Raw genomic sequence first — 16,541 nt, 5'->3', positions numbered from 1 at the left:
GCGAAGCCACGATCACCAAGCCCGGTGAAATCAAGGTTGCCCCATCAAAGAAGCCGATCGTGCAGCCGCAGGGACCGGTGCCGAAGAGTGCGCTCGGCGAGGGCACCTACAAGGCCAAGAACATCATCATCGCTACCGGCGCGCGCCCGCGCGTGCTGCCGGGCATCGAGCCCGATGGCGACAAGATCTGGACCTATTTCGAAGCGCTGAAGCCGGCAGAAATGCCGAAGTCGCTGGTGGTCATGGGTTCGGGTGCCATCGGCATCGAATTCGCCTCGTTCTACCGCTCGCTGGGCGCCGAAGTGACCGTCATCGAGCTGCTGCCGCAGATTCTGCCGGTGGAAGATGCCGAGATTTCGGCTCTGGCACGCAAGCGACTGGAAAAGCGCGGCATCAAGATTTTGACGGAAGCCAAGGTTGCCAAGGTTGAAAAGACCAAGGACGGCGTTGTGGCTCACGTCGAGACGAAAGATGGAAAAACCCAGCAGATTGCTGGTGACAAGCTGATCTCGGCTGTCGGCGTCATGTGCAATATCGAAGGCCTTGGCCTCGAAACGGTCGGCGTGAAGACCGAGCGCGGTGCCATTGTCATCGACGCCTACGGCAAGACCAACGTAGACGGCATCTGGGCCATCGGCGACGTCGCCGGCCCGCCGATGCTGGCGCACAAGGCTGAGCATGAAGCCGTCATTACGGTCGAAAAGATTGCCGGCCTCAAGGTTCACGGCCTCGAAAAGCTCAAGGTGCCGGGTTGCACCTATTGCGAGCCGCAGGTGGCGAGTGTCGGCCTGACCGAAGCCAAGGCCAAGGAAGCCGGTCGCGAGATCAAGGTCGGCCGTTTCCCCTTCGTGGGCAATGGCAAGGCGATCGCGCTGGGCGAGCCCGATGGCCTCGTTAAGACCATTTTCGATGCCAAGACTGGGGAACTCCTCGGCGCGCACATGATTGGTGCTGAGGTGACTGAACTCATCCAGGGGTTTGTCATCGCGATGAACCTCGAAACCACCGAAGAAGACCTCATCCACACCATCTTCCCACATCCCACGCTGAGCGAAACGATGAAGGAAAGCGTGCTCGACGCTTACGGGCGCGCGCTGAATATCTGATTGTTCGTTTCCACGGCGTAATTCCCGCGAAAGCGGGAATGTCGGGAAGCCACGACGGTGATCCCCGCGTGCGCGGGGATGATCGGGCAGGGTGGCGGGGTCGAAAACCACAGGAGTTATCCACATGGTCAAGGCAATTCAAATCGGCCTCGGACACTGGGGATTTAGCTGGTCCAAGGAAGTTATCCCCAAAGTTCCCACTATTGAGATGGTGGGCTATGTGGATACCAGTCTCGATGCTACGGCGCGGGTGCAGACCGAGCTCGGGATTGACCCAAAGCTGTGTTTTGCAAGCCTCGACGAGGCCGCCAAGCATACCGACGCGGTACTCGCCATCTGCACGCTCCGCACCGAGGCGCATTATCCGGTCGTAAAGCGCTGCCTCGAGCTTGGCTACAACGTCATCGTCGAAAAGCCCTTCACCACCACCATTGCCCAGGGCAAGGAACTAGTGGCCCTCGCCAAGGCGCAGGGCAAGGTGTTGATGGTCAGCCAGAATTATCGCCACCAGCCGGCGCCGATCACGGCGGCAGAGCTGATTGCCAAGACTACGTTTGGCGCCATGAACATGGTGTCGATCGATTTCCGCCGTCACGGGCCGAGCCAGGGCTATCGCTATTGGGATATGCCTGATCCGCTGCTGGCCGACATGTCCATCCACCACTTCGACTTGATGCGCTATGTGCTCAACGACGAGCCGGTACGGCTTTCCTGCCGCACCTGGAATCCCCCGGGCAGCCCGTTCCATTTCCACCCGAGCGGCGCGGCACTGATCGAGTTTTCCAAGGGGACGATGGTGTCCTATCGCGCTAGCTGGATGAATTCGGGCCCGGTCACTCCCTGGGCCGGCGAATGGGTCATGGATGCGGCCGAAGGCCAGATCCACTGGACGTCTCGCGATCATTTCAGGGAAAAAAGCGGCCCGGATATCGTCACGCTGCAAAAGCTCGATGAGAAGCCGACGCCGCTCAAACTTGACGCCGTCAAGTTCCCGGACCGGACCGGCACGCTCAATGCGATCGCCTCGGTGATCGAGACCGGCAAAGTGCCAGTCGGCTTCAGCTCGGGCGAGGACAATCTCGGTTCGCTGGCGCTGGTGCAGACAAGCATTCTCTCGGCGTCGCGCGGAGGCGACTGGACCGAGATATCCGAGGTCTTAGGCTAGCGTCAACGCAAGCCAGCTTATCACTAAGGCCGGGTTGAACCGGCCGCTCTTGGGAGCGATATAGGGGCAAGCCCCAGACAGGACTATCATGGTCACGCTCATCGACAATTCGGTCGCAAAACCGCGCCACCCGGAAAAGGCCAATCGGCCCGAAAGCATCGTTCTACGCAAACCGGACTGGATCCGCGTCAAGGCGCCGGGTTCACCGGTCTACAAGGAAACCCAGCAGATCGTGCGCGAGAACAATCTCGTCACGGTGTGCGAGGAAGCCGGCTGCCCCAATATCGGCGAATGCTGGAGCAAGAAGCACGCGACCATGATGATCATGGGCGAGATCTGCACCCGCGCCTGCGCGTTCTGCAATGTGCGGACGGGTTTGCCGACCGCGCTCGATCCCAATGAACCAGAGAACGTCGCCAGGGCCGTAGCCAAGCTTGGCCTAGAGCACGTTGTGATCACCTCGGTTGACCGTGATGACCTCGCCGATGGCGGCGCACGGCATTTTGCCGATGTCATCCTCGCCATCCGCGCTGCAACGCCCAAGACCACGATTGAAATCCTGACGCCGGATTTCCTGCGCAAGGAAGGCGCGCTGGAGATCGTCGTTGCCGCCAAGCCCGACGTCTTCAACCACAACCTCGAAACGGTGCCGTCGAAGTACCTCAAGGTGCGTCCGGGCGCGCGCTACTTCCACTCGATTCGTCTGTTGCAGCGGGTCAAGGAAATCGATCCGTCGATCTTCACCAAGTCCGGCATCATGGTCGGCCTCGGCGAAGAGCGGAACGAAGTCCTGCAGCTCATGGACGACCTGCGTTCGGCCGAAGTCGATTTCCTGACCATCGGCCAGTACTTGCAGCCGACCAAGAAGCACTACCCGTTGCAGCGCTTCGTGACGCCGGAAGAATTCAAGTCCTACGCCACCGTCGCCAATGCCAAGGGTTTCCTGTTGGTGTCGTCGAGCCCGCTGACACGCTCGTCGCACCATGCCGGCGAAGATTTCGCCGAGCTCAAGGCCGCACGTCTGGCAAAACTGGGTCACTGATGAAGCGGTTCTTCGAGCGGCATGTGCCGCATCTGCCCCGGCCGATGTTTGATATCGTGTCTGACCTGGAGCGCTACCCGCAGTTCATAGCGAACTGCAAGGCGATGGAGGTTCGTCCTGATCCTGCGGCGCGGGGCAAGGATGTGCGCCTGGCCCGCATGACCCTGAGTTTTGGGCCGATTACCCAGGCCTATACGAGCCGCGTCACGGTCGACCCGGAAGCCCTCACCATCGCCGCCAAGGCAGTAGATGGTCCCTTCGCATATCTGGATAGTGTCTGGAGTTTCGAACCCGAAGGGCAGGGTACCCGCGTGCGCTTCGAGATCGACTTCAAGATTTCCAACCCGCTGATTGCGGCGGTTGCCGAGCCGGCCTTTGCGGCGAAGCAAGACGAGATCATGCAGGCCTTTGCCGACGAGGCCGATCGGCGCTACGGCGGTTAAAAGCCGGGCGCATTTTCCCAAATCTTTCCCAGCCACGGGCTCTTGCGCACAACGCGAGCCCGCGGCATCGTGTCGAAATTGAGAAAACCTTTTCGCAATTTCGGGGGGAAGATATGCGAATGGTGGGAATGAGCGCCGCGCTAGCGGCGCTGCTGGCCTTTGTCGTGCCGACGAACGCCGCGGGAATCGTGGAATACGATCTGGAAGCGCCGAGCCCGACATTGGGCCGAACGATCCCCTATGCGGTCTACAAGCCCTTTCCGTTTCCGGCTGAAGGCGAGCGCTGGCCGGTCGTTTATCTGTTGCATGGCCTGACAGGCGCAGATGGGGACTGGTTCACTTGGGGCAACCTGGCCGATATTCTCGACCGTGCTATTGCCGATGGTCGCATTCCGCCAATGGTCGTCGTGGCGCCCGGCGCGGGCGATAGCTGGTATGTGGACAATCCTGATCCCGGTGGCCTCGGCCTGATCGACACGGCTTTTGCCACTGACCTTGTCGCTGTTATCGATGCCGGCCTGCCGACCGCAGCTTGCCGCGAGGGCAGGGCGGTCGGCGGGGTCTCCATGGGCGGGGCAGGCTCGCTGCTGCAGGCGATCAACCATCCAAAGACCTATGTCGCTGCAATGAGCTTTTCGGGCGCGCTGCACCAACCAATGCAGCCGAACGATCCGCGCCGCTGGATTCCGGATCTTTATGGAAATGTCTTCGGCGTGCCGTTCGACGCCGCCAGGTTCAATGCGGCCAACGTTTTCACGCGCGCGAACAGCCTGCGGTCAATAGCCGAAAAGCCGGCTTTTTACCTCGCCATCGGTGACGAGGACTTTCCCGACCTCATCGAGGCAAATGCGGCCTTCCACAATCTGCTCGTGACGACCAAGGCGGAGAGCAACCTCCGGATCGGGCCGGGGCGTCATTATTGGGACAGCTGGCAACAAGCCATCGTCCCTGCGCTGGAATGGCTCGCGCCGCATCTCGACAGCACTTGCGGCCGCTAGAGCCTAGTCTTCGTCGCTCGTCAGCACCTGCATCACCAGATCCAGCGCCGCCGCAACCGTTGCCTTGCGCACTTCGTCGCGGCCGATATCGCCGAAGCGATGCTCGATGACGACGGTGGCGAGGTCGGTGGAGACGGCGACGTAGACGAGGCCGATCGGCTTCTTCTCGCTGCCGCCATCGGGACCGGCAACGCCAGTGGCCGAGACAGCGATGTCGACGCGAGCCGTGTTGCGGGCGCCGTCGGCCATGGCTCGGGCGACCTGGTTGCTCACCGCGCCATAGTCATGGATCAGGCGCTGCGGCACCTGGATCATGCGGGCTTTGGCTGTGTTGGAATAGGTGATGAAGCCGCCATAGAGCGCTGCCGAGGCACCGGGGACATCGGTGAGGGCGGCGGCAATGAGCCCGCCAGTGCAACTTTCGGCCGTGACGATTGTCTTGTTGCTGTCACGCAGCAGGTCGATGATGCGTTTGCCTATGCTTGGCTGAGGGGTTTTGGCCATCTACTCATCCCTCGGTACTTCGACGCTTGCACTTGCCATGGCCACGATACCTTCCTCCCGCCCGGTAAAGCCGAGCCTCTCACTCGTTGTCGCCTTGATCGCTACGCGATCGGCCTTGATCCCCAGAGTCTGGGAAATCACAGTGCACATCGCCGGGACGTGTTTGGCAATCCTCGGTGCCTCGCAAACGATGGTCACATCGAGATTGACAATGCGTCCGCCGCGTTTTGCGACGAGGTCGCCGGCATGTTTGAGGAAGACGGTGGACGCCGCGCCGCGCCATTGCATGTCCGTGGGCGGGAAGTGAACACCGATATCACCTTCGCCAATGGAGCCCAGAATGGCATCCGTGAGGGCGTGGAGCGCCACGTCGGCGTCCGAATGGCCCACAAGCTTGGCCGTGTGCTCGATGCGCACGCCACCGAGCCAGACCGCGTCGCCTGGTTCGAACGGATGAACGTCAAAGCCGGTGCCGACGCGGGTTTCCATGGCCTTGTCTCCTGAAATATGCCGCTCAGCCCGGCGAAAGTCTTCCGGATGCGTGATCTTGAAATTGTTGCGGTCGCCTGCGGTCATGGCGACGCGCAGGCCAGCCCATTCGGCGATCTCTGCATCGTCGGTGAATTCGCGACGGATGCTTTCAGAGCGCATGTGGGCGGAGAAAATCTGGCCAAAGCGGAAACCCTGCGGGGTCTGGGCGGCAAAGAGCGTGCGGCGGTCTTCGGTGGTCAGGACCAATTGTCCATCCGGGGCGCGCTTGATCGTATCCGTCAGCGGCAGGGTGGGCAGGGCGCCGTCATGAGACGCCAGCGTCGAGATCACCGCCTCTATCTGCTCAACCGAAACGAATGGCCGCGCGGCGTCCTGAATCAGAACCAGATCGGGTCGCGAAGCCGCGATGGACTTCAGCCCCTCAAGCACGGATGCCTGCCTGCTTGCTCCTCCAACCACTGGCCCACGCAGCCGTTCGTTCTCGAGGCCCAGGGCCGCATAGCGATCAGCGTGTTCCGCATGAATGACCGGTACAACCGCCGAAATAGCCGGGTGCGCCAGAAATGCGTCGACGGTGCGCGCCAGAACCGGGCGGCCGCCGACGCGGCGGTATTGCTTGGGTTCGGCAAAATCCCCTGTTTGCGCACGCTCGCCTTTTCCGGCGGCAACAATGATGGCGGCTATGAATTTTGGGCGTGTAGACATATAGGCAGGGGAACTCGGACCGTCATGTATCTGATTGGTCTAGCCTCCGCCTTGGCATGCGGCAAGAGCAGCACAGGTTCCCACCTGGTGCGGGGGCGTTAATGGTTGCGCACGGCCTCAAAATGATTATTGTGCGGGCACCTTCCTTAAATTGACCATTTCTGGGGCAGTCATTGTCGGGTAATGCCTTTACATTGAGCATTGGCGGGCATGTTGTCCGAAACCGCGCCTTCCTTGCCCCCATGGCCGGAATCACCGACCGACCCTTTCGCGAGATCGCGGAGCGTCACGGTGCGGGCATGGTCGTGTCAGAAATGATCGCCAGCGCCGCACTTGGTACGGGCCATGTTGATATGGTCCGCAAACTTCGCCGTGCCGGCGACCTTCCGCATATGGTGCAATTGGCTGGGTGCGAAGCTCGTTGGATGGCCGAGGGCGCTCGCATCGCCGAAGGGGCGGGGGTCGATATCGTTGACATCAATTTCGGCTGCCCTGCCAAGCGCGTAACCAACGGCTATGCCGGCTCGGCGCTGATGCGCGTGCCGGATCAGGCTCTGGCAATTGTCGAAGCCGTTGTTGGCGCGACAAGCTTGCCGGTCACCGTGAAAATGCGCCTCGGCTGGGACGACGAGAGTCTCAACGCGCCGCAGATCGCGCGCCTGGCCGTCGAGGCCGGGGCCCAGATGATCACGGTCCACGGACGGACCCGGCAGCAGTTCTACAAGGGCACGGCCCGTTGGGAACTGGTGCGGGCGGTCGTGGAGTCGATTCCAGTGCCTGTCGTGGTAAATGGCGACATCGTCGACGCCGAAAGCGCTGCTGCGGCGCTGGAGCAGTCAGGTGCCGCCGCTGTGATGCTCGGACGTGGTGCCCAGGGGCGGCCTTGGCGCGTCGGGCAGATCGGCGCTGTGCTTGCCGGTGAAACGCCGCAGGAACCGCCGCAAGGGGCCGAACTGATCGCCCTGATCCAGTCTCACTACGAAGAAATGCTGGTCGAATACGGCACCGAGGTCGGGTCGCGCGCAGCCCGCAAGCATCTCGACTGGTATGCCGAGGCTGCCAATCTCGAACTCGACAAGCCGACACGCACGGCCCTTTTGAACAATGATCACCCCGCCGAGGTCATCGACCTCATCGGCCGGGTGTTTTCGCCTGAATGGAGAGTGGCCGCATGAGTGCTGCCATATCGGACCCCGATATTCTGCCGTCGCGTTCGGTTTTGCAGGCCTTGCCGCAACCGATCATCGTTCTCGACGAGCAGCACAAGATCCAGTTCGTGAACTATGCTGCAGAGGCGTTTTTCGGCGCTTCGCTGAGTGTACTAACGCGGCAGAAGCTCGATGATCTCATCGCCTTCGGCTCACCGATCATTTCGTTGGTCGAAACCGTCGTTCAGCGCCGCGCGCCGATGACGGAATATCGCGTGCGCATCGGTTCGTCCCGTTTCGGCGACGAACGCATCGCCGACGTCTTTGCGAGCCCGCTTTCGGACGTGGACGGTCGTGTGGCCCTGCTGATCCAGGAACGCACCATGGCCGACAAGATCGACCGGCAGATGGTGTCGCGCGGCGCGGCGCGCTCCGTGACAGGCCTTGCGGCCATGCTGGCACATGAGATCAAGAACCCGCTCTCGGGCATCCGTGGCGCGGCCCAGTTGCTGGAGCAGACGGTTTCGAGCGACGAAGTGCCGCTCGCCCGGTTGATCCGCGAAGAAACGGACCGCATCGTCGGCCTGATCGATCGCGTGGAAGTATTTGGCGATGAGCGCCCGATGGAGCGCGAACCGATCAATATTCACGTCGTGCTCGACCGGGTGAAGCTGCTGGCACGCAATGGCGTGGCACGTGGTATTACCTTCTACGAAGAGTATGACCCTTCATTGCCTCCGGTGTTCGGCAATCGCGACCAGCTTATCCAGGTCTTCCTGAACCTCGTTAAGAACGCGGCGGAAGCGCTTGAAAGAACGCAGAAACCGGAAATTCGTTTGTCCACAGCTTTCCGCCCCGGTATCCGCATTAGCGTGGCTGGCGTGGCCGAGCGCATCTCGCTGCCGCTCGAAATTGTCATCGAGGACAATGGACCGGGCGTGTCACCCGACACCCTGCCGTTCCTCTTTGATCCCTTCGTGACCACGAAGACCAATGGCTCGGGCCTGGGCCTGGCGCTTGTGGCAAAAATCGTCGGCGACCATGGCGGGGTGATCGATTGCGACAGCCGTCCGGGCCGGACGCGTTTTCGCATTCTGCTACCGGTTGCCAGCAGCGCCTTCCAACAAAGTTCGTATGAGGTATCGACGAAATGAGCCATGTCGTTTTGCTCGCGGACGACGATGCCGCCATCCGCATGGTGCTCAACCAGGCGCTGACCCGCGCCGGCTATGAAGTCCGCCCGACGGGCAATATCTCGACCATGTGGAACTGGGTGAGCCGCGGCGAGGGTGATGTGCTCATCACCGACGTCGCCATGCCCGATGGCAATGCCTTCGAGGTGATGCCCAAGATCAAGAAGCTGCGCCCCGATCTGCCGATGATCGTGATGTCAGCACAGAACACGTTCATGACGGCGATCCGTGCTTCGGAAGTCGGCGCCTATGAGTATCTGCCAAAGCCGTTCGACATCACTGAAGTGCTTTCCGTAGTGTCGCGGGCGCTGGCCGACGCCAAGAAGCCGGTCAACGCCGAGCGCAAGGTCGAGGAAGCCGGCGACACAATGCCGCTCGTCGGTCGTTCGGCGGCGATGCAGGACATCTATCGCGCCCTGGCGCGACTGATGCAGACCGACCTTACGGTGATGATCACCGGCGAGAGCGGTACGGGCAAGGAACTGGTAGCGCGGGCGCTCCACGACTTCGGCAAGCGCCGCAATGGACCGTTCGTCGCCATCAACATGGCGGCCATCCCGCGCGACCTCATTGAAGCCGAGCTGTTCGGTCACGAAAAAGGTGCCTTCACCGGCGCCAACACGCGTTCGTCCGGCCGCTTCGAGCAAGCCGAGGGCGGTACGCTCTTCCTCGACGAAATCGGCGATATGCCGATGGATGCCCAGACGCGCTTGCTGCGCGTGCTGCAGGAAGGCGAATACACCATGGTCGGTGGCCGAAATGCCATCAAGACCAATGTGCGCATTGTGGCCGCGACGCACCGCGATCTCAGCCAGATGATCCGGCAGGGTCTCTTCCGCGAAGATCTCTATTATCGCCTCAACGTGGTCCCGATCCGCCTGCCGCCACTGCGTGAGCGCATCGACGACATTTCGGACCTCGTGCAGCACTTCCTGCGCGCCGCGGAACGCGAGGGCGAGGCGCCCAAGACGCTGTCGTCCGACGCTATCCGGCTGATGCAGAACTATTCCTGGCCCGGGAATATCCGCGAGCTCGAAAACCTCGTGCGTCGTCTGTCGGCGCTCTATGCCGATGAGAGCATCTCGGCAGAGATCGTGCAGAACGAACTCAACATCGCCGATCGTCCGACGGTCACGGCCGCTTCCGGGCCGGTGGACGTGTCGACTGCCGTCGAAAGCCATGTCGGGCAGCTACTGCGCGAATATGAGCCCAACTTGCCGCCGGCAGGGCTCTATCAGCGCGTGATCGATCGGGTGGAAGCCCCGCTTATCGCCATGGCGCTCAATGCCTGTGGGGGCAACCAGATCAAGGCGGCGGACCTGCTTGGGCTAAACCGCAATACACTGCGCAAGAAGATCCGCACGCATTCGATCGAGATCGTCAAGCACAGCCGGCGCAACTGAGGCGCTTTAGCGCCGCATCTGCTCACGGCGGGTGCGGTGCTCGGTCCAGGCCAGCATCAGCCCGGCGGCGATGACGAGAGCCGCGCCCGCATAGACGGAGGGCAAGGGCGTTTCGCCCCAGAACAGATACCCGAAGACGAAGGCCCAGATCAGCGCGCCATATTCCACCGTGCCCAGCACGCTGGCGGGAACGAGCTTGGCTGATTCGACCAGGATGAACTGTGCCAGGCCGCCGATCAGGCCGGCCGCGAGAATGAATAGAAGTTCGGCCGGTCCCATGCCCTGCCAAAAGGGGATGCTGACGATCCCCATGACGACGGCGTGGATGAGGTTTTGCGCAAAGACCTGCACGAGAGCGCTGTCGGATTTTGAAATCGTCCGCATGAGGATCATGGCGATGGCCCAGCTCAATGCGGCCAGCAACACCATGATCACCGGCACGCTGAGGGTGAAGCCGCCGGGATTGGCCGCAACGATGACCCCGAAAAAGCCGATCGACGCGGCGCCGACCCGGGCCAGCGTCAGCCGCTCCTTCAGGAAGATGGCCGCCAGAACCGTCGTCAGCACAGGCGCGAAATAATAGAGGGTCGTCATTTCGGCGAGCTGCAGGTCGCGGCCGGCACTGTAGTACATGACCCAGGCTGCGAGGGTGAGAAGCCCCCGGCCAAGGATCATGCCCCGATTGGACGAGGCCCAGAGCTTGCCGAACATGAAGCTGCGGCCGATGACCATGCACAGCACGACGATGATCACGCCGCGCACGAACAGGATCTGGGCGGCCGGCAGCGCGTGGATGATGCCCTTGATGAAGGCGTCATGCACGGCGAACAGCGTATAGGCGAGGATACCCATGGCCATGCCCTTGAGGCTGGCGGTGTCGGTATTGGTCAGGGAGGGCGTGGTCACGGGTGGCTCGTGGGGCGATTTCGGCTCTCTTTGCCCGTGCCCTCTGCCATTGTCCAGTGACGACTTTTGCCCCGGCCTTTCTGCAGCCTGGGGCGCACTGTCACATTTCGGCAACAATTATCTTGAAGGGTCCGCCGAATTGGGTCAGGCTTTGCGGCCTAAAGCATCACTCGCGTGTTTTTCGCGTTGCGCAGTGGTGTCTTTGCTGGAACAGGAAGCCGGAGAACTCTGAGTATTGCATGACTGAGGCGGTTAGCCGAGACATCGACGTCCCCGCCAAACCTGTGGCGAGGGCGCCCCTGGGACGTTCAATGTTCTCCGCCGAGGGGAATGGTCCCTTGCGCGTGCTTGGCTTCCTGGTGGTGTTCGCCTCGGTCCTCTTGTCCTCCGTTTCGTTCCTCATTCTTTCGGGCACGACCAATATCGAGCCTTCGGCCGAGATCTGGACCGTCATCTGGGCAGTCACTGGCATTTTGGTTCTGCTGGTTCTGGCGCTGGTGGTGACAGAGGCGGTTTTGCTGGTCCAAGCCAGATTGCAGCGCGTGCCGGGTTCGGCACTGCAGATGCGCATGGTGGCCATGTTCGCGCTTGTGGCCGGCATTCCTGCCATTCTGGTGGCCATCGTTGCGACGATCGCGCTCAACCAGGGCCTCGACCAGTGGTTCTCCGAACGCACACGCTCAATGGTGGAAAGCAGCCGGCTTGTGGCGCGCTCCTATATGCTGGAGCATGCCCAGGTGCTGCGCGACGACATCATCTGGGTCGCGACCGAGCTTGAGCAATCCCACGCGACCTATGTCGATGACCCCGCGCGCTTCGAACGTATCCTGACCGCCCTGGCGGTAACGCGGTCGCTGCCGTTCACGGCGCTGATCGACGGCCAGGGCACAATGCTGCAACGCGCCCAGATCAATGTCGCCGGCGGCTATCCGCGGCTGCCCGAAGGCATCACGCAAGGCGTGGTGGAGGGCATCCCCACGGCTATTTCACCCGGCAGCACCAACCTCGTCGGTTCGGTGATCAAGCTGCGCGGTTATGACGATGTCTTCCTGTTCGTCGCTCGCCCCGTGGATGCGGAAGTACTTCAATATATGCGTTTAACCGACGATAATATAACGGAATATCGTCAGTACGCATCTAATCGACTGGTCTTCCAGATCACCTTCACTATCATGTATGTCGGCTTGGTCGTGGTGCTGCTACTGGCGGCTCTGTGGATCGGTATCGCGCTCGCCAACCGCTTCGTTGACCCGATCCGAAACCTGATGATCGCATCGCGGCGCGTGAGCGGCGGCGACCTCGATGTGCGGGTGCCGGTTCAGCAGGGGCGGGGCGACTTCCGCGACCTCTCCAACGGCTTCAACCGCATGACCGAGCAGCTCAAGACACAGCGCGAAGAACTGCTGATGGCTAACGAGGTCAATGAAAAGCGCCGCCAGTTCACCGAGGCCGTGGTGGAGGGCGTGTCCGCCGGTATCGTTGGGCTCGATCCCTTCGGTGCAGTGACGCTCGTCAATGCTCGCGCTTGCCAGATGCTCGACAAGACCGAAGTGGAGATGATGGGCGAGAAGATGGAAGACATCCTGCCCGAAATCGCCCCAACAATCGAAAAGGCGCGTTCCGCCCGGCGTGGCCAGGTCCGTGACCAGATCCATCTCGGCAACGAGACGAACCGGCGCATCTACCAAATCCAGCTCACCCGCGAAGGCTCGATCACCGAGTCCAAGGGTTATGTGCTGACCTTCGACGACATTACCGATCTTGAATCGGCGCAGCGCACCAGCGCCTGGGCCGACGTGGCGCGCCGCATTGCCCACGAAATCAAAAACCCGCTGACTCCGATCCAGTTGTCAGCGGAGCGCTTGCGTCGTCGCTATGGCTCAAAGCTGGAAGATGACCGGGAAGTCTTCGACAAGTGCATCAATACGATCGTCCGCCAGGTGGGCGATATTGGTCGCATGGTCGACGAATTTTCCGCCTTTGCCCGCATGCCGGAAGCCGCTCCCGACCGCGCCGATCTATCAGATACGATCCGCCAAGCGGTTTTTCTGGAGAGCGTACGCTTGCCGGAAGTTGCCATTGCCACAGAATTGCCCGATGAAGCGATCTATGCCTGGTTCGACACGCGGCTGGTATCACAGTCGCTGACCAACCTGATCAAGAACGCCGTCGAGGCCTTCGAGGGGCTGGACGTAGGCTCGGGTTGGCAGCCGGGCATCAAGGTTGAAGCGCACTACGAGGGCAATCATGCCCGCGTGTCGGTTTCCGACAACGGCAAGGGATGGCCCAAGGAGAACCGGCAGCGGTTGCTTGAGCCCTATATGACGACACGGGAAAAGGGAACCGGACTGGGCCTCGCCATCGTTGCAAGGATTATCGAGCAACACGGCGGGATCGTGGAACTGGTCGACGCCGAACCCGACGAACAGGGCAGGGTGGGTGCCTGCGTGACCTTCACGCTCCCCCTGCGCGCCCCGCAAAAGACAAATGAAAAGGACGATTCGGTCCAAGTCGAGCCCGAATTGCCCAAAGAGGAGGAGTCGCTGGTGCCAGCGATTGTCCAGAAGTAGATGGCTCTAGATATTCTCATCATCGACGACGAAGACGATATCCGCGACCTCATTGCCGGCATCCTTGACGATGAAGGTTTTGAGACCCGCCAGGCGCATGACGCGGATAGCGGCCTCAACGAAATCGCCCGCCGACGTCCGAGTCTCGTTTTCCTCGATATCTGGATGCAGGGATCGCGGCTGGATGGTTTGCAGCTGCTGGACGTTTTCCAAAGCCAGCACCCGGACATGCCCGTGGTCATGATCTCGGGCCACGGCAATGTCGAAACCGCCGTCTCGGCCATCCGCCGCGGCGCATATGACTATATCGAAAAACCCTTCAAGATCGATCGACTGCTGCATGTGACCCAGCGGGCCATGGAAGCAACGCGCCTCCGCACTGAGGTGGCTGAACTCAAGGAACGTTCGGCGTCCAAGAGCGCCGATATGGTTGGTGGTTCACCCTCGCTGCAGCAGGTGCGCGGCCTGATCGACAAGTCGGCGCCGACCAATTCGCGTATCTTCATTGCCGGTCCCTCGGGTGCCGGCAAGGGGCTCGTGGCGCGTCTTATCCACCAGCGCAGCCCGCGCAACAACTCGCCCTTCGTCGAGATCAACGCGTCGCTCTATGCGCCTGATGAAGTGTCCGTGGTGCTGTTCGGTCGGGAAAGCCGTGACAAGTCCGGCCTGCTTCAGGTCGAAGTCGGAGCGCTGGAACGCGCCCACGGCGGCACGCTCTATCTTTCTGAGGTCACGACGCTGCCGGCCCAAGTGCAGACAGCCTTGCTGCGGACGCTGGTCGAGAATCGCTTCAACCGCGTGGGCGGCGCCCAGGCGGTGCCCATCGACGTGCGTATTATCTCTTCCAGCTCGCAGAACGTCTCGGGGCTGACCGAAACGGGCGAATTCCGCTCGGATCTCTTCCACCGTCTCGCCATCGTGCCGGTGCAATTGGTGCCGCTCAAGGAGAGGCGCGAAGATATTCCGCCGCTGGTCAGCGTTTTCATCGAGCAGATCTGCCGCATGCACAACCTGCAGCGTATGGTCATTGGCGAAGATGCTATCGCTGTTCTTCAGGCGCAGGATTGGCCCGGCAATGCCCGGCAATTGCGCAATTCCATCGAGCGCCTATTGATCCTGATGAAGGACCAGCAACCCGAGGATGGCGTAATCACGGCCAGCATGCTGCCGTCCGATATCGGCGAAGTGCTGCCGACGGTTGGCGACACCGATGCCTCGGCTCATCTGATGAGCCTGCCATTGCGCGATGCACGCGAAGTCTTTGAACGGCAATATCTTCTGGCTCAGATCGAGCGGTTTGGCGGCAACATTTCCAAGACGGCGGAATTCGTCGGCATGGAGCGCAGCGCCCTGCATCGGAAGATCAAATCGCTGGGGCTCTGACCCCTGATACGAAAATGGCAGTGTGCCATGCATTTGCCGCGGGTAGGCAGCGCAGCCTATTTGTGGCATAGTTGATAATGTATGATAATTCCGGGGAAGGGGACTGGGCGGCAGTCTTCACAAATCCGGACGCAAGTGATTGCGACAAAACAGCGACAATAAATGCCGCGGCAAGAGGCCTGAATGCCCAGTGAGAAGCAGCAAAATCTGCAAGATTCCTTCCTCAATCACGTTCGCAAGCAGAAGGTGCCGGTCACGATCTTTCTCGTGAATGGTGTCAAACTGCAGGGCGTGATCACCTGGTTCGACAATTTCTGCCTGCTGCTGCGCCGTGACGCGCAGTCGCAACTGGTCTATAAGCACGCCATCTCGACGATCATGCCGGGCGCGCCGATCCAGCTGTTCGATCCCGAGCAGAACAACGACCACGACTGACGGACCATATGGACGATTTTGACGACGAGGATGGCCGCCTTCCGGGCGGCCCGAAGGCCTATATCGACCGGCAGGAACAGCCGACACGAGTGGGGCTTGTCTGTCCCGATGTCAGAGGCAAGTCGTCCTATCATAGCCTTGAGGCACGGCAGTCCGAGTTCGAAGGGCTTGCGGAAGCAATTCGGCTGGACGTGATTTTCTCCGACGTCGTGAAAGTGCGCGAGATTCGGCCGGCGACCTATCTCGGCGCCGGTCATGTCGAAGCCCTTGCCGCCAAGGTGAAATCCGACGACATCGAACTTCTGCTTGTCGATGCGGCTCTGTCGCCTATTCAGCAGCGCAATCTTGAGCGCGAGACGGGCACGAAAGTGCTCGATCGTACCGCTCTGATCCTCGAAATTTTTGGGGAGCGCGCCGCGACCCGCGAAGGCGTGTTGCAGGTCGAGCTTGCCCATCTAAACTACCAGAAGGGGCGCCTTGTGCGCTCCTGGACCCACCTTGAGCGCCAGCGCGGCAGCGGCGGCACGGGCTTTATGGGCGGTCCGGGCGAAACCCAGATAGAAAGTGACCGTCGGCAGATCACCGACCGTATCGTGCTTCTCGAAGACCGCCTCGACAAGGTCAAGAAGACCCGTGTGCAGCAGCGCCAGCAGCGCACCCGTGCCGCGATCCCGATCGTTGCCCTTGTCGGTTACACCAATGCCGGCAAGTCGACGCTGTTCAACCGGTTGACCGGGGCAGGGGTCTTTGCTGAAGATTTGCTGTTTGCCACGCTTGATACCACCGTGCGCAAGATCGAGCTGCCGCATGGCCGCGAAGTCATGTTGAGCGATACCGTTGGGTTTGTGGCCGATCTGCCGACCGACCTCGTGGCCGCGTTCCGTGCGACCCTTGAGGAGGTCGTCGATGCTGATGTGATCCTGCATGCTCGCGACATCGCCAATCCAGACCATCTGGCCCAGGCACAGGATGTGATGAAGGTGCTGGGCGATCTCGGCGTATCGCCCGAGACGACCCCGGTCATCGAGGTGTGGAACAAGGTCGATCT

15 protein-coding genes are annotated in these 16,541 nt (G+C 61.2%); 12 read left to right on the top strand and 3 right to left on the bottom strand.

Translation table 11 applies throughout. From position 1 onward, the window contains the following. From lpdA to ABW043_RS02200, 5 genes are all read left to right on the top strand, one after another. The coding region (lpdA, locus tag ABW043_RS02220; RefSeq protein WP_353919612.1) for a dihydrolipoyl dehydrogenase at positions 1-1,106 on the top strand (1,106 nt) is incomplete at its 5' end. Between the two features lie 124 nt (positions 1,107-1,230). After that, entirely contained in the window at positions 1,231-2,271 is a 1,041-nt protein-coding gene (locus ABW043_RS02215; RefSeq protein WP_353919611.1) for a Gfo/Idh/MocA family protein, read from the top strand. A gap of 88 nt (positions 2,272-2,359) precedes the next feature. Next, complete coding sequence (gene lipA, locus ABW043_RS02210) at positions 2,360-3,313, top strand: lipoyl synthase (protein WP_353919610.1); 954 nt, start codon at positions 2,360-2,362, stop codon at positions 3,311-3,313. After that, positions 3,313-3,756, top strand: a complete 444-nt coding sequence (locus ABW043_RS02205; RefSeq protein ID WP_353919609.1) for a type II toxin-antitoxin system RatA family toxin — start codon at positions 3,313-3,315, stop codon at positions 3,754-3,756. The genes lipA and ABW043_RS02205 overlap by 1 nt, the downstream gene beginning before the upstream one ends. Before the next feature lie 128 nt (positions 3,757-3,884). Next, positions 3,885-4,754 (top strand): alpha/beta hydrolase, encoded by an 870-nt coding sequence (locus tag ABW043_RS02200; RefSeq protein WP_353919608.1) that lies wholly within the window; start codon positions 3,885-3,887, stop codon positions 4,752-4,754. A 3-nt stretch (positions 4,755-4,757) separates the two neighbouring features. Here the strand turns inward: ABW043_RS02200 and ABW043_RS02195 are convergent, their stop codons facing one another. Next, the gene (locus ABW043_RS02195; protein WP_353919607.1) at positions 4,758-5,258 is read right to left on the bottom strand and encodes a CinA family protein; all 501 of its coding nucleotides are present in this window, start codon (positions 5,256-5,258) and stop codon (positions 4,758-4,760) included. After that, entirely contained in the window at positions 5,259-6,455 is a 1,197-nt protein-coding gene (locus ABW043_RS02190; protein ID WP_353919606.1) for a bifunctional 2-C-methyl-D-erythritol 4-phosphate cytidylyltransferase/2-C-methyl-D-erythritol 2,4-cyclodiphosphate synthase, read from the bottom strand. Positions 6,456-6,628: 173 nt separating this feature from the next. Between ABW043_RS02190 and dusB the strand changes: the two genes are divergently transcribed. From dusB to ntrC, 3 genes are read left to right on the top strand one after another with little or no spacing between them, the layout of a single operon-like run. Next, the gene (gene dusB / locus ABW043_RS02185) at positions 6,629-7,630 is read left to right on the top strand and encodes a tRNA dihydrouridine synthase DusB (protein ID WP_353919605.1); all 1,002 of its coding nucleotides are present in this window, start codon (positions 6,629-6,631) and stop codon (positions 7,628-7,630) included. Next, positions 7,627-8,757: a two-component system sensor histidine kinase NtrB gene (locus tag ABW043_RS02180; RefSeq protein ID WP_353919604.1), complete on the top strand. Its 1,131-nt coding sequence runs from the start codon at positions 7,627-7,629 to the stop codon at positions 8,755-8,757. The genes dusB and ABW043_RS02180 overlap by 4 nt, the downstream gene beginning before the upstream one ends. Beyond that, complete coding sequence (ntrC, locus tag ABW043_RS02175) at positions 8,754-10,199, top strand: nitrogen regulation protein NR(I) (protein WP_353919603.1); 1,446 nt, start codon at positions 8,754-8,756, stop codon at positions 10,197-10,199. The genes ABW043_RS02180 and ntrC overlap by 4 nt, the downstream gene beginning before the upstream one ends. Positions 10,200-10,205: 6 nt before the next feature. Here the strand turns inward: ntrC and ABW043_RS02170 are convergent, their stop codons facing one another. After that, the gene (locus tag ABW043_RS02170; RefSeq protein WP_353919602.1) at positions 10,206-11,105 is read right to left on the bottom strand and encodes a DMT family transporter; all 900 of its coding nucleotides are present in this window, start codon (positions 11,103-11,105) and stop codon (positions 10,206-10,208) included. Positions 11,106-11,449: 344 nt separating this feature from the next. Between ABW043_RS02170 and ABW043_RS02165 the strand changes: the two genes are divergently transcribed. The 4 genes from ABW043_RS02165 to hflX all read left to right on the top strand — a co-directional run. Beyond that, positions 11,450-13,675, top strand: a complete 2,226-nt coding sequence (locus tag ABW043_RS02165) for a sensor histidine kinase NtrY-like (protein ID WP_353919613.1) — start codon at positions 11,450-11,452, stop codon at positions 13,673-13,675. Beyond that, the gene (gene ntrX / locus ABW043_RS02160) at positions 13,676-15,058 is read left to right on the top strand and encodes a nitrogen assimilation response regulator NtrX (protein ID WP_353919601.1); all 1,383 of its coding nucleotides are present in this window, start codon (positions 13,676-13,678) and stop codon (positions 15,056-15,058) included. 183 nt (positions 15,059-15,241) lie between these two features. Next, the gene (hfq, locus tag ABW043_RS02155; protein WP_035078721.1) at positions 15,242-15,493 is read left to right on the top strand and encodes an RNA chaperone Hfq; all 252 of its coding nucleotides are present in this window, start codon (positions 15,242-15,244) and stop codon (positions 15,491-15,493) included. An 8-nt stretch (positions 15,494-15,501) separates the two neighbouring features. Continuing rightward, on the top strand, positions 15,502-16,541 hold a 1,040-nt coding region (gene hflX / locus ABW043_RS02150), incomplete at its 3' end, for a GTPase HflX (RefSeq protein WP_353919600.1).

The organism is Devosia sp., from assembly GCF_040509215.1.
In the GTDB taxonomy this organism is placed as follows: Bacteria; Pseudomonadota; Alphaproteobacteria; order Rhizobiales; family Devosiaceae; genus Devosia.
Note: the sequence above shows the minus strand (reverse complement) of the source record. Positions and strands in the feature narration are given on the sequence as shown.

Excerpts from the sequence above, each read along its gene's own strand:
- ABW043_RS02195 (WP_353919607.1), bottom strand. The coding sequence starts at position 5,258 with ATGGCCAAAACCCCTCAGCCAAGCATAGGCAAACGCATCATCGACCTG.
- ABW043_RS02200 (WP_353919608.1), top strand. The coding sequence starts at position 3,885 with ATGAGCGCCGCGCTAGCGGCGCTGCTGGCCTTTGTCGTGCCGACGAAC.
- ABW043_RS02215 (WP_353919611.1), top strand. The coding sequence starts at position 1,231 with ATGGTCAAGGCAATTCAAATCGGCCTCGGACACTGGGGATTTAGCTGG.
- ABW043_RS02205 (WP_353919609.1), top strand. The coding sequence starts at position 3,313 with ATGAAGCGGTTCTTCGAGCGGCATGTGCCGCATCTGCCCCGGCCGATG.
- lipA (WP_353919610.1), top strand. The coding sequence starts at position 2,360 with ATGGTCACGCTCATCGACAATTCGGTCGCAAAACCGCGCCACCCGGAA.
- ABW043_RS02180 (WP_353919604.1), top strand. The coding sequence starts at position 7,627 with ATGAGTGCTGCCATATCGGACCCCGATATTCTGCCGTCGCGTTCGGTT.
- hfq (WP_035078721.1), top strand. The coding sequence starts at position 15,242 with ATGCCCAGTGAGAAGCAGCAAAATCTGCAAGATTCCTTCCTCAATCAC.
- ntrC (WP_353919603.1), top strand. The coding sequence starts at position 8,754 with ATGAGCCATGTCGTTTTGCTCGCGGACGACGATGCCGCCATCCGCATG.
- ntrX (WP_353919601.1), top strand. The coding sequence starts at position 13,676 with ATGGCTCTAGATATTCTCATCATCGACGACGAAGACGATATCCGCGAC.
- ABW043_RS02190 (WP_353919606.1), bottom strand. The coding sequence starts at position 6,455 with ATGTCTACACGCCCAAAATTCATAGCCGCCATCATTGTTGCCGCCGGA.